The organism is Methanolobus sp. WCC4 (assembly GCF_038022665.1).
Lineage (GTDB): Archaea > Halobacteriota > Methanosarcinia > Methanosarcinales > Methanosarcinaceae > Methanolobus.
The window spans coordinates 2,100,389-2,114,590 of record NZ_CP150629.1; the positions used below are offsets into that span (position 1 = coordinate 2,100,389).

Here is a 14,202-nt window from a genome sequence, read left to right on the forward strand (position 1 = left end):
ATGATGTCATAATGGTTTAAACCGTGTACATTCAGTCCTCTCATTAGATAGCAATGAGATATCCTGAAAAACGTAGGTTACTTACAGGAACGATACTTCTGGTCATTTTCCTGTTCACTATGCAATCAGCAGTAGCCGACAGCAGCGATATCTCAACTGACATAAGCTCCAGCTATAAACTGGTACCTGAAGAAGGAGTAGTAAAGGTCTCAAAAGAAATTACATTCCATAACTACAACAGTGACACCAAATACTGGAGAGGTTACTACTCCAACTACAACTACTATCTGCCTGAAGCTGCAATGAACGTTCAGGTCTTTGACGATGAGAGAGCAATGACCTTTTCCATAGCTTCTGAAGGCTATCATGTCTTTTACTTCAACAAGAAGGTCTGGTATGAGGAAAGTTACACATTCCATGTGACCTACGAACTTGAAGCTAACAGGAACACAGCCAGTTTCTCCATAAATGAATATGGGGATAACATAGATGTTACACTTGAAGTTCCATCTGATTTTGATACACATCTCAGCAGGGACGACTATGAGGTTGAAGAGAGATCATACTCAAGCATCTACAAGTTCGAAAAAGGCCAGGAATGGGATAAAGCCTGCACGGTCAGTTCTGTCAGGTCATCACCACGCATGACACTTGTAGAAACAGCACACCTTGATGAAAGGGATGTAGATGTGACCATACGATACTGGGAAGGGGAAGAAGAATGGGCACAGGACATCATGCAGACGACCATTGAAGGTCTGGAACTCCTTGAGGACAAATGGGGAATTGCATATCCAGCAAACTACAATATAACCATCACACAGGCCAACATCACAGAGACAGGTGGTTACGGTGGTTACAATGAAGGTCGCAGCGGTATCTGGCTCCTCTACACATCCAACCATGGAATACTCATACATGAACTGGCACATTACTGGACACGTGCCTGCAACTTCGACCAGTTGTGGATGGACGAGGGTTACGCTGACCTGTACACATATCTGGTACTGGCAGAGATGGAACCGGAAGAAGCAACTTCAAGACGTGACAGATTCCTCAGCAAGTATGAAAGCCTGAAAGAGGAATACGATCATCCACTGGCTGACTGGAACACTCCCGAAAGCATTGATGATACTTCAAATGGCAAACTTGTTGATTTCGGATATAAGAAGGCATTTGCCCTTACATACACACTGTATGAGACAACTGATGTCAGCACGCTGAAGGAAATGAATAGGGAATTCATCAGTTCAGGAAGTGACATCGACAACTCAGATTTCCTGGAGATAACTTCTTCATACACTGACCAGGACATAACCTTCATTGAGAATTATCTGTACTCCTGATAACTTTCCTACTGAAAACTTTCTTTTATTAACTTCAGGAGATAAATAAAACTGAATTAAAATATTACATTTTTGGATAATTTTATAAACCTAAAATACGTATAGGTATGTGGTCAGTGGGGACCACAATGAGATCTAATGCCTACGGTAGTCTTTATTCATTTGTGGGAAAGTGGAAGATGAATACCGAAAAAACAGAAGGGAATGCCATAGGGAATCTGGCAGATATTGTTGAGATCATACTTGACAATGCACCGATCGAAGAAGTAATGGAAATACTGATCGACCGAATCCCCTCCATTTTCCCCGAACCCGAGAACGTAGCCGCGGGAATAGAATGGATGGACATGAAATGTGAAGCCTTTTCATGTGAAAAGGAGGAACTTGTCCTCAGGAGTGACATCGTTATTGACGGTACTAAAGAAGGCACCATCAGGATTGCCGTCAGGAACATGGACAGGAAGAATATCGATGATGCTCATCTGATCGAGGAGTATAAGAGACTGCTTGGTCTTATAGCGAGGATGATATCAGTCTTCTTTGAGAAAAGAAAAGAAGTTGCAGACCTCAGGAACAGGGCAAAGATAGCAAGGGACTATTGCGAGAAGATAGATGACTACATATTCATTTTGGATCATGATGGCACAATTCTTGATTTTAACACTAATTTCATGGAATGTACCGGATATACTGCAGAACAACTGAGACAGATGAACATAACAGATATCATGTCACAGTGTGCAGAGGGCTTCAGAGAATCATTCCCGGTAACAGATACTATTCTGAACGGACATTCCACTTTTGAACTGGAACATAGATGTGATACAGGTGAGACCATACCGATGAGTGTCAAATGCAAACCACTTGACGATAAGAATGAGAGTTTCCTCTGTGTTGCAACGGACAGGTCGGAAGCAAAAAAAGCTGAGACCGAACTGGAAGAATCGGAGAGGAAATATTCCACCATCGTGGAAAAAAGCAACGATGGTATTCTCATTGTCCAGAATGGAAAAATAGTGTTCGCAAACTCAAGGATACTGGAGATAACCGGATACGTGCCTGAAGACCTCACGGACAGGGAGTATCTGATGATCATTCCTGAAGAGGACCATAAGATATCCAAAAACTGGTTCAGGGAACAGAGATCAGACCTGAATGGCAATGAACTCTTCAACATGGAACTGGTAACAAAAGAGGATAGGATAATACCCGTTGAGGCAAACTGGTCTATAATAGACTATGAAGGACAGCAAGCTGACCTGCTTATCATCAGGGATATCAGTGAAAGGGCACGTACTGAAGAACTTCTCCAGAAAGAAAGGGACCGGCTGGAGAACTACCTCGACGTGGTTGGTTCAATAATAGGAATAACCAATAGTGATGCTGAGATCATCTTCGTCAATAAGGTTGGTGCCGAAATACTGGGATATACGAAGGAAGATATCATAGGCAGGAACTGGTTCACCGATTTTCTGCCGGAAAGTGTCAGGGAGCCCACCAGAGAAGCATTTCACAAAGTAATGGCTGGCGAGATCGACCCCCCACAGTACTTTGAGAATCTCCTGCTTACAGGAGAAGGCGAGGAGAGGTTGATATTCTGGCACGATGTACCACTGGAAGATGAGAACGGAAAACGCATCGGAATGATAAGCTCCGGAGAGGACATCACAGAGAGCAGAAAGATGGAAGCACTTCTCGTGGAATCGGAGAAGAACCTCAAAACGATATTCAATAACATAGATGACCAGATATTCATCCACAGACCATATGGCAATTTCATCGATGTTAACATGGCCGTTCTCCATTCAAGCGGTTACACAAAAGAAGAAATGCTTGAGCTGGGACCAAAGGACATAGTAAGACCTGAACTACAGCCCCTCATGGATGCTTACACCGAACGTATAATGAAAGATAAGAAGATCATCTTCGAAATACCCTATATACGGAAAAATGGGGACTTACTACCACTTGAGATCAACTCCAGACTTATTGAATATAAGGGCGAAGAAGCTATTATTTCAGTAGCAAGAGACGTTACTGAGCGCAAAAAGGCGGAAGACAGGTTAAAGCGTTATGCAGGCGAGCTCAAACATTCGAACGAGCTCAAAGACCTTTTTACAGATATCATCAGGCATGACCTGCTGACACCGGCAAGTGTTGTTAAAGGCTACACTGAAGAACTGCTCCTTACAATAAAGGATGAAGAGACACTAAAACTGGCAGAGAAGGTCAGGGACAACAATGACCGGCTTATTGAATTGCTGGAAACGGCTACAAAGCTGGCAAAGCTTCAGAAAGAAGAGGAGATAACCTTTGAGAAACTTGATCTCGTACCGGTCATAAAAATGGTCATCGAGAGTTTCGGCACCCAGCTTGAAATGAAGGAGCAGGAAGTTAAGATAACCACAGATGGAAAGTACCTGTCCCGTGTCAACCCAGTTATAGAAGAGGTATTCGCAAATCTTCTTTCCAATGCCATCAAATACAGCACGAATAAAAGTACTATAGATATCACCCTTGAAGATGAAGAGAAAATGTGGAAAGTAAGTGTTGCTGACCACGGACCGGGCATTCCTGACGAGGAAAAGCCCCTGCTGTTCAATCGCTTCCATCGTGCTGATAAAAGAGGTGTCAAAGGAACAGGACTGGGACTTGCCATCGTTAAAAGGATAATAGAGATGCATGGTGGCAAGTACGGAGTGGATGACAGACCTGACGGACAGGGAAGCGTGTTCTGGGTCACAGTCAGGAAAGCATGAACAAAGATCGTCATGCCTCTTTTCAAATATATAATAACACCAGAACTATATTGATAATGCCCGCAAGAACGAACTTTTCCATCAGAATACCTGCCTGTCTTTCTAATAACACATATTATTTATTTTTAAGGTTTTGCAGACCATGATATTACTTATCGATAAGTACCATCATGAAAACCTATAAATACTGAGCATTATAAAAATAAGCGCATAAATATGGTGCCATCAGACATGCCCGAAAATACTGACAATGATCCTGCCTTTATTCAGAAAACTACCCCTATTGATCATCAGGAAGATGGCATTGTCATTATTGCACCGGACAGGACCATTACCTATTGTAATGAAAGCTGGAAAGAATTTGTTCAAAGCTATGATATCGGTCTTTTCAAAGATAACGATGGAATTGAAAAGTTAATAGATGAAAACTCTCAGGATACAGAGAATGCAGACAAATCTTCCTTCATGGTCAAAGGCATCTGTGACGTTATCGACGGCTTTGAAAACTCATTCACTTTTGAATATACACCTGAAGCCTCTGAACACGAACACAGGTTCCAGATGAAGGTCAGACCTCTTTCAAAAGACTATCCTGCAAATATTATTCTGCAGAACATCGACATAACTGAAAGAAATAGTTGCGAAAACGAGCATATTGACCATCAGGGATGTATCCATTCGTTACTCAACAACCTGCAGCTTGTTGGAGTTACACTCGACACTGAGGGGAAAGTTATCTTCTGTAATGATTTTCTACTGGACCTGACAGGCTGGAAAAGAGAGGAGATCCTCAACAGGAACTGGTTCGATATTTTCCTCCCGGTTGATATCGTTCCCGAGATAAGGGGATATTTTGCAAGTATACTGGAAAAAGTGGATGTGCCATCATACCATAGTAATGAGATCGTCACAAGGGAAGGCAACAGGAAACTGATAGCATGGAACTATACGGTTTTCAGGGATAGCGATGGGAATGTTAAAAGCATTACCAGTGTTGGCGAGGATACAACCGACCTGGAGTCTGCCGAAAGGTCCCTCATAGAAAGCAAAGGACAATTACGCACACTGGTAGATAGTTTGCCTGACCTTGTGTGGCTAAAAGATGTCAATGGCACATTCCTTGCATGTAATCCTAAATTCGAACGACTGGTCGGTGTAAAGGAATCAGAGATCATTGGGAAAACAGATTATGATCTTCTGGAAAAGGATCTCGCGGATTACGTTGTACAAAAAGACAGGGAAGCAATAAATGCAGGTATACCTGCGATCAACGAGGAAAAGGTCACCTACGCTGATGACGGGCATCATGAATATATCGAGACTATCAAAAGCCCAATGTATGATGCTGATGGAAACCTGATAGGCGTATTAGGTGTTGCCAGGGACATTACCCAGAGAAAACAGACCGAGGATGAATTAAAGAAGAGAGAGTTGAAACTGCGGACTGCACAGAGTGTTGGTCATTTCGGAAGCTGGCAGTTCGATCTTAATTCAGGAATGGTTGAGGCTTCCGAAGAAGCTCTCAGGATATATGGATTAGAAAAAGAGCAATTCACCATCAAAGAGGTACAAACGATCCCTCTTTCTGACCATCGATCAATGCTGGACAGGGCCTTAAGTGACCTGGTCGCAGGAAAAGCACCTTATGATGTCCATTTCAGGATAAAGAGACGTAATGACGGAGCTATCCGTTATATACATTCTATTGCTGAATATTTTGCTGAGCAAAATGTTGTGATCGGCACCATACAGGATATTACCGACCATAAAAAAGCAGAAAAGAAGATGGAAGAAGATGCGATCAGGAGACGCATATTCATAGAGCAGTCCAGTGATGGGATGATCATTCTCGATCAGAATGGAAAAATACTGGAAACAAACAGGAAATATGCGGAGATGACCGGGTATTCGAATGAAGAACTCACTGAAATGCATATATGGGAACTGGATGCTCACATGAAACCTGAAGAAATGGTCGAACACATCAAAGAGCATGAAGATACTGAATTATATTTAGAGACAACATTAAGGTGCAAAGATGGAAAGTTCCTTGATATTGAGATAAGTGCAAGCTATGTCACATTTGGCGGAGAGAAATTGATATTCTCTGTGTGCAGGGATATTACAAAGCGCAAGGAATCTGAACGTAAGATCCAGGAAGATGCTATAAGGAGGCGTATCCTGATCGATCAGTCCAGCGATGGGATCGTTGTTTTTAATGAAGGGGGCAGGGTTGTAGAAACTAATCAGAAGTTTGCAGAAATGCTTGGATATTCCCCGGAAGAGATCATCAGATTAAATGTATGGGACTGGGATGTAAACCTGTCGAATGAAGAAGATTTTAAAGAGTATGAGACGATTGCCCATAACGATAATTATATCGAAACCGTAGTTCGCCGCAAAGATGGTACTTTTCTGGACCTGGAGATCAGCTCGAGTGACGCAATATTTGATGGAGATAAACTTATTTTCTCGGTATGCAGGGATGTGACCAGACGCAAAAGGGCAGAAGAGGAATTGCTGCAAGCCAAGATAACAGCAGAAAAGGCCAGCAGAGCAAAATCAGAGTTCCTTGCCAATATGAGCCATGAACTAAGAACACCTCTCAATTCGATCATAGGCTTTTCACAGATGCTCAATGAAAGGATACCAGGAGAATTGAATAAAAAGCAGGCAACTTATGTATCCAATGTCCTTAGAAGCGGGAATCACCTGATAGAACTTATCAACGACATACTCGACCTTTCAAAGGTCGAATCAGGAGAAATGAAACTCAATCGCAGCCAGTTCATAGTAGACGACCTGTTAAAAGATGCTGCAACAACTATCAGGCCAGCTGCAAAGAAAAAGTCCATTGAGATAACAACTGATATACAGGGCTGCAACATGGATATATGTGCTGATCGGACAAAGATAAAGGATGTATTGCACAATATCCTTTCCAATGCTGTTAAGTTCACACCTGAAAAAGGAAGCATCGATATCAAAGCAAAATGTATCGATGACAAACTTCATGTAGCGATCTCAGATACCGGAATAGGCATCCCTGAAGAACAACAGGGAATGATATTCGAACCATTCAAACAGATCGACAGTTTCATGACGCGCAAATTCGAGGGAACGGGGCTGGGTCTTGCGCTTGTAAAAAGATATGTGGAGATGCATAACGGAAAGATCGATGTGCATAGTGAGGTTGGTAAAGGGAGTACCTTCACATTCATGATACCCATCAGCAGCAATGAGTATCAATGAGATCGCCTGAAATTTCTGCCTGAGATGTGAAGAAATTGTTTTGAATAACTATGTGTTCAACAGATGCACATTTATATATAATAGAAGTGATATCTTTTTAAGAGTAAATTGTTGAAAACCGGTGATCTATTGTCAGTAACAATAAAAAGTCTGCAGGATCAAAGCTATAAGCCCTCCGAGACCCTCAATAAAGATGAGGAACTACTTGATTGTCTATTGCAGAATGACTCAGCTTACAGGATATTGTTTAAAAACAACAAAGCTGCGGTACTGAAGGTCGACCCTGAAAACTCATTGGTCATTGATGCGAACAGAGCAGCCTGTGAGAATTTTGGATGGGACCGTAGCAATATCACTGGTATGAAATTACAGGAGATCATTGATCTGCCACATGAAATGATATATCCTGATAACAAAAAGGGCAAAGAAAATGGCACTGAGAACAAGTTCTCAAATTACTTTTTATTGAAGCATCTTACAGCTGCTGGAAATACTCGTGATATCAAAGTTTACTTCTGTCCTGTTGATACCATCCCACAAGATCATCAATATTATATCCTTCGCGACGTTACCGGGCACGAAAAGACCAGACAAACGCTTGAAGCAGAGATAATGAAAAGAAAGATCCTTATTGAACATTCCGCAGATGGTATAGTTATCATCGACCAGAATGGGAAGGTGTTCGAAGCTAATAGCAAATATGCAGAAATGCTTGGATATACACCAGAAGAAATGCTGTCATTGTACATGTGGGACTGGGACACGAACTACACACGTGAACAACTTCTGGAAATGGTCCGGCTTGCCGACAGCGTGGGAGTTATTCATGAAACAAAGCAGAAAAGGAAAGATGGAACTCTCATTGATGTAGAGGTCAGTGGAAATGCAGCTAAGTTCGATGATCAGAAACTTATCTTCTGTGTGTGCAGGGATATTACTGAAAGGAAGATCGCGGAAGAATCTCTGCTTGAAGCCAAGCAGGTTGCTGAAGACGCAAATCTGAGCAAGAGCCAGTTCCTTGCAACTATGAGCCATGAACTGAGAACTCCACTCAATTCGATCATTGGCTTTTCAGATATGCTGAATGATGGGATTGCGGGTGAGCTGAATGAAAAACAGGCTCAATATGTGAGCAATGTTTTGACTGGTGGTAAACATCTGCTTGGACTTATCAACGATATACTGGATTATTCCAAAGTAGAAGCTGGGAAGATGGAACTCTATTATGAGGAGTTCCTTATCCAGGATGCTGTCGGAGAAGTGAAAATGCTGACAGACCCCATTGCTGCTAAAAAGAACATAAACGTCAACGTAGATGTTGACCCTGTGCTTATCGTAAATGCAGACAGGACAAAGTTCAAACAGATACTTTACAACCTTACGAGCAATGCGATAAAATTCACACCAGATGAAGGTACGGTCTCTATTGGTGCCGGACCTGCTAATGATATGGTCAGAGTAACCATAAAAGATACCGGCATTGGGATCTCAAATGAGAACAGACCCAAACTCTTCTATCCATTCAAGCAACTTGACCAGTGCGCTACACGCGAGTACCCCGGAACCGGTTTGGGACTCGCTATTGTAAAGAAATATGTGGAAATGCATGGCGGGAATATATGGGTTGAAAGCAAACCCGGAGAAGGTAGTACTTTCGCATTTGTCATACCACTGAACACAGACCTGAACGATCTATGATATTCAATTACTAAGAACGGTCTTGTGGAATACTGAAGCCAAATATGCTGTAATTACCATACTCACTTTTGACCCAGACCTCCCCCTTGTGAAGCTCAACCAGTTCTTTGACAAGAGAGAGACCCAAGCCGGTACCTTTCTGTTTCCTGGTGGAAGTTTCACCTACCTGAGAAAAAGGCTGGAACAGTTTATCAAGATCATCTTCCTTTATTCCTACTCCAGCATCTTCAATTTCAAAAATAATCATAGAATCAACCACATCTGACCGGACAATGATGTTCCCTCCTTCATGAGAGAACTTGGCTGCATTACCGATTAGATTGTAGAGTATCTGCCTCAGCTTTCCCGGGTCAGCTTCTACCACATCCACCTCCGGCCCTATATCGATATTGACAGATATATTCCTGCAGGATGTCGAAGCACGCATGGCCTCCACTACCTCATTGATAACCGGTGGAACCATAATATGCTCATATTGAAGTTCCATCTTTCCGGCTTCTGCTTTAGATAGGTCCAGTATATCGTTAATGATATCAAGCAAGTGATATCCGCTTGTTCCTATGTTCTGAGCATATCTTTTCTGTTCACTGCTAAGAGAATCTGATGGGTCATTTGCAAGAATATCAGAGAACCCTATTATGGAAGTCAGCGGCGTCCTTAGTTCATGTCCCATGCTTGCCAGGAATTTTCCCCTGGCTTTACTGGAATCCTCTGCAATCTTTTTAGCTTCCCTGAGATCCTGCTCCATCCTTTTCCTTTCGGTCAGATCAATTTCCATGGAAAATATCTCCAGGCGATCATCAGATGTCGGAACAACTGAGTAGCTTGAGAATACAGGGATCTTTCTTCCATCTTTTGCCAGAAAGACCGTTTCATATGTCTGTTTATATTCCCTGTCATCCTTCATGGAAAAAAGAATATCTGCAAATCTATTTGCACTTTCATCTGGAATAATAAGATCAGACATATTGTGTCCCAGTACCTCCTCTTTTGCATAACCATACATGTTCTCGCTGGCCTGGTTCCAGTAATGTATCGTACCATCAAGGTCAAAGCCCTGTACGGCAACATCGGGAACATTTTCAATGAAATTCTGGAATTTTCTTTCAAACAGAACCAGCTGCCTCCCCTGATCATCCACTGTCCTTGACAGAGCAACCTGTCTGCTAAGCACTATATAGATCACATTGGTAATCATAAGGACAAAAATGAATGTAAGCGCCTTGATAAATGTCACATCACCCGGAACAAGTCCTTCTTCAAGAACAGTATCAAGCCATTTGCCTGTATAGAGCCAGGCATTATAGAGTACTATGAAGAATATCAACAGGGTTGTGATAGCTATTGAATATGGCCTTCTGAACCATTCTTTCAAATGAAGAGGATCCATTCCCTTATTATCACTTTTTATGTTGTGGCCTCCTTTTCGAAATATAGTCCAAAGAACTTTTACAATGATATAGGTATCAACGTTTTTCTTATCGATTCATTTATAACAATGTTATTATATAAAATGAATCATATAACAGTGGTAATAGTAGCATAAGAATACATAATGTACCAATAACGTTGTTCAATAACAATTTAATAAATGCACTTTTGAGTCCTAAAATGCGAGATATAGAATCCTATTCCACATACGTGAACATATTTTTGTTTCTGATACTGCTGAACTCACTTATGTCACGATTTGCCGTTGTAAAATCCCCTGTATCAACCGGGCCTGGTGTTTCAAGTATGTATTTTGCCGTGGCATTCATGATAGTATTTGCCCTGTGGTATGGGATCGGAGGTGCTTTATCCGCATATCTTGGTTGCATGATAGGAGCAGGCATACTTGCTGACATGCCTTTTTCCCTGAATGTCATATGGTCACTTGCAGACCTTTGGCAGGTACTTATCCCACTGGCTGCATTTTCCTACTTTGGTGTCAATATAAGACTACGAACAAAAAAGGACATAGCAATATTCATTCTCTTTGCCTGCATTATCAACAACCTGACAGGTGCTCTCTGGGGAGCACTCATGCTTGCCATTTACGGAATAATTGAGTGGGAAGCTTTCAATGCGGCATTCCAGGGATGGTTCTTTGGCAACATTATTGCTACACTGCTAATAGTACCGCTCCTGCTCCGCTATATAACTCCTTATATCCAGCAGACACGATCATATGTTAAGGGTTACTGGACATGAGGAGAAACACTAAGCCAATGTACAGGCTTCAATTTCGATATGCAGAACCATATATAACAAAAATATCTGGAAGGGTGTGTTATGGATAGAGAGGAGGACAGATGGAGACATGTATCACTAACTAACATGATCCCGTACTGTTCTCGTGTATTCTGATATCTTGGAACATATTGATGCAAACAACGCAGCAGCTGACTTTTACAGATGGTCAATAGAAGGAGGAGTTACAAGATCTTTATTCTGCAATCAGCCTCTGAACAATGACAGGACCATCGATGTTGAAGTCTCCGGACCCCGTCACCTGCAAAGAAAGTTATCTTTCCGGCACCTGCTCACATATATATAAATAATAGTATATTTTGCACTGGAAATAAGGGGGTGCTAAGACTCTGCACCTCAAAACATGATAAATAATTATATGTAATACTATACTATATTTACATAAAATATCAAGACATATTCAATTTAGACATTAACACTGATCAAGAGAATGAATCTGCACTCTTTGCATAAGTGTTGACCGTCATGAACGATTATAAGATCATATTCAAATACAGATCTACACTTAAAAAGAGCAGTTGTATGAATCTTGAAATGCTGATCTCCCTGGTGAACAATGCGGCTTTACTTCTTGCACTAGGTGTCATGTACGATGTCCTGTTTTCCAATGAGAGCATAAACACACGTGTAAAAAGTGTATCTGCAGGGATTGGCATTGGTCTGATAGGTATTGCCCTGATGCTGAACCCATGGGAGTTGTCTCCCGGACTGTTCTTTGACACACGTTCTATTCTGCTTGGTACGGTCGGCCTTTTCTTTGGATTGATCCCTGCGGCCATAGCAGGGATCATAGTTGCATCTTTCCGCCTCTATCAGGGAGGCATGGGAGCTATTGTAGGGGTTACTGTCAGTATATCTTCAGTTATAGTTGGATTGCTATGGAGACAATTCCACGAAAAGCTTCACAAATTCTTTGGTAGATCAGACCTCTACATTTTTGGTATCCTACTTCACATTATGATGCTCTTTTGTATGCTGCTGCTTCCATGGCCTTATGCATTTGAAGTCATAGAACAGATAGGTTTCCCGGTAATGTTGATCTATCCTCTGGGTACTTTCCTGCTTGGAACCATGCTTAAGAATCAGATGTTACGCAAAGGAATGCAGGATGCCGTTAAAGAGAATGAAGAAAAGCTCCAGGAATTCATAGATAACGTCCCGGTCGGGATGTTTCGTACCAATTCAGATGGTAAGGCCCTTCAGGCAAACCCGGAAATGGTCCGGATCATAGGAAGGGAAGATAAAGAGGAAGCCATCAATTACATGCAGGATGTAGGAGAACAATTGTATGTTGACAGGGAACGCCGCAAAGAACTGATAAGTATCCTCAAAAAACAGGGACATGTTGAAAATTTCGAATTTGAGATATTACGTGCAGATGGTAAACATATCTGGTTGATGCTCAATGCAAGGACACATATCGGAGAAAACGATGGTCCGTTCTTAATAGATGGTTTCACCCTTGATATCACAGAACGTAAAAAAGCAGAAGAAGCACTGAAACAAACCGAATTGAAATACAGGCAGGCACACAATATCCTGCAGAAGGTCATTGAAAGCCCTAAGGGTGTTGTCATATTCGCACTTGACAGAGACTACAAGTACATCGCCTTTAACAGGAATCATCAGATGACAATGGAGAACATCTGGGGTGCCAGCATTGAGGTTGGTTTCAGTATACTCAGTTACATCAAAGATCCTTCTGACAGGGAAAAGGCAAAAATGAACTTTGACAGAGCACTCACAGGTGAAGCTTTTACTATCATCGAAGAATACGGTAATTCTCTTCTCGAAAGACACTGGTATGAGAATGTATACAGTCCTCTTGAGGATGATGAAGGAAATGTTATCGGGCTTACTCTGTTCTTAACAGATATTACAGAACGCAAACAGACAGAAACAGCTCTTATTCAGGCTAAATTCATGGCAGAAGAATCAAATCAGATCAAATCGGAATTCATTGCGAATATGAGCCATGAACTCCGCACACCACTTAATTCGGTCATTGGTTTTTCCCAGATGCTGATGGAAAAAATATTTGGTGACATGAATGAAAAGCAACTGAAATATGTTTCCAATATATCAAAAAGTGGCAATCACCTGCTGGAGCTTATCAATGATATACTGGATATTTCAAAAATAGAATCAGGAAATATGGAATTTTCACCTGAGATGGTCGACCTTAAAGAATTGATGGAAGAGACCATAGCTCTAATGGACCCTCTGATAAAGGAGAAGAGGATCGGCCTTGAAGTTAACATCGATTTCGAAGAGCTGGAAATAAATGGTGATAAAACAAAGATCAAACAAATAATCTATAATCTACTTAGCAACGCGATCAAGTTCACACCTGAATACGGCAATATTCATTTTGATTCTAAAACAGTAAATGAGAACTTTGAGGTATCGATATCTGACACTGGTATAGGTATTCCATTGGAACAGCAGAAAGCTATTTTCGATCCGTTCAAACAGGTCAGTTCATCCACAAACCGTACTCATGGAGGAACAGGACTTGGACTTGCAATCGTTAAATATTACGTAGAGATGCATTCAGGTGAGATCGGTGTTAAAAGCGAGGTTGGTAAGGGAAGTACGTTCACTTTTACAATACCTATTGATCTGAAGAACGAGTGACGAGTGGTTCCAAATGCATTACTAAGTAAACTCACATCTCACTCAGGCAGACTTATATGAAAATATTATCGGATTCGGGATAACCAGCTCACACATACATAAATATAGATAATAGTCTGTTTTGCACGGGAACGAAAGGTCTACGCACAAATATAACATTACTTCTTCATATTTTGCCTGTATTCTATATAAAACAAGTATAAATATATAATAGCACCTATATATTGTAACAAATAAGCAAATGTGATATATCTCTG

General features: G+C 41.4%; 7 protein-coding genes. 6 read left to right on the forward strand and 1 reads right to left on the reverse strand.

Going from position 1 to position 14,202, the window contains the following annotated elements:
* Nucleotides 1-53: 53 nt before the first annotated feature.
* The 4 genes from V7O63_RS10070 (at nt 54) to V7O63_RS10085 (ending at nt 9,055) form a co-directional block, all read left to right on the forward strand.
* Nucleotides 54-1,346: a hypothetical protein gene (locus V7O63_RS10070; protein ID WP_340818381.1), complete on the forward strand. Its 1,293-nt coding sequence runs from the start codon at nt 54-56 to the stop codon at nt 1,344-1,346.
* Between the two features lie 128 nt (nt 1,347-1,474).
* Nucleotides 1,475-4,105, forward strand: a complete 2,631-nt coding sequence (locus V7O63_RS10075) for a PAS domain S-box protein (RefSeq protein WP_340818382.1) — start codon at nt 1,475-1,477, stop codon at nt 4,103-4,105.
* 231 nt (nt 4,106-4,336) lie between these two features.
* A complete protein-coding gene (locus V7O63_RS10080; protein ID WP_340818383.1) occupies nt 4,337-7,357 on the forward strand; it encodes a PAS domain S-box protein in 3,021 nt (1,006 codons plus the stop codon).
* A 129-nt stretch (nt 7,358-7,486) separates the two neighbouring features.
* Complete coding sequence (locus V7O63_RS10085; RefSeq protein WP_340818384.1) at nt 7,487-9,055, forward strand: PAS domain S-box protein; 1,569 nt, start codon at nt 7,487-7,489, stop codon at nt 9,053-9,055.
* 10 nt (nt 9,056-9,065) lie between these two features.
* Here the strand turns inward: V7O63_RS10085 and V7O63_RS10090 are convergent, their stop codons facing one another.
* Nucleotides 9,066-10,445, reverse strand: a complete 1,380-nt coding sequence (locus V7O63_RS10090; protein ID WP_340818385.1) for a PAS domain-containing sensor histidine kinase — start codon at nt 10,443-10,445, stop codon at nt 9,066-9,068.
* A gap of 221 nt (nt 10,446-10,666) precedes the next feature.
* Between V7O63_RS10090 and V7O63_RS10095 the strand changes: the two genes are divergently transcribed.
* Both V7O63_RS10095 and V7O63_RS10100 read left to right on the forward strand, forming a co-directional pair.
* Nucleotides 10,667-11,248, forward strand: coding sequence for a hypothetical protein (locus V7O63_RS10095; RefSeq protein WP_340818386.1), 582 nt, complete (start codon nt 10,667-10,669; stop codon nt 11,246-11,248).
* Between the two features lie 582 nt (nt 11,249-11,830).
* Nucleotides 11,831-13,945 (forward strand): LytS/YhcK type 5TM receptor domain-containing protein, encoded by a 2,115-nt coding sequence (locus V7O63_RS10100; RefSeq protein ID WP_340818387.1) that lies wholly within the window; start codon nt 11,831-11,833, stop codon nt 13,943-13,945.
* Nucleotides 13,946-14,202: the final 257 nt, after the last annotated feature.

Excerpts from the sequence above, each read along its gene's own strand:
- V7O63_RS10100 (WP_340818387.1), top strand. The coding sequence starts at position 11,831 with ATGAATCTTGAAATGCTGATCTCCCTGGTGAACAATGCGGCTTTACTT.
- V7O63_RS10090 (WP_340818385.1), bottom strand. The coding sequence starts at position 10,445 with ATGGATCCTCTTCATTTGAAAGAATGGTTCAGAAGGCCATATTCAATA.
- V7O63_RS10075 (WP_340818382.1), top strand. The coding sequence starts at position 1,475 with ATGAGATCTAATGCCTACGGTAGTCTTTATTCATTTGTGGGAAAGTGG.
- V7O63_RS10095 (WP_340818386.1), top strand. The coding sequence starts at position 10,667 with ATGCGAGATATAGAATCCTATTCCACATACGTGAACATATTTTTGTTT.
- V7O63_RS10070 (WP_340818381.1), top strand. The coding sequence starts at position 54 with ATGAGATATCCTGAAAAACGTAGGTTACTTACAGGAACGATACTTCTG.
- V7O63_RS10080 (WP_340818383.1), top strand. The coding sequence starts at position 4,337 with ATGCCCGAAAATACTGACAATGATCCTGCCTTTATTCAGAAAACTACC.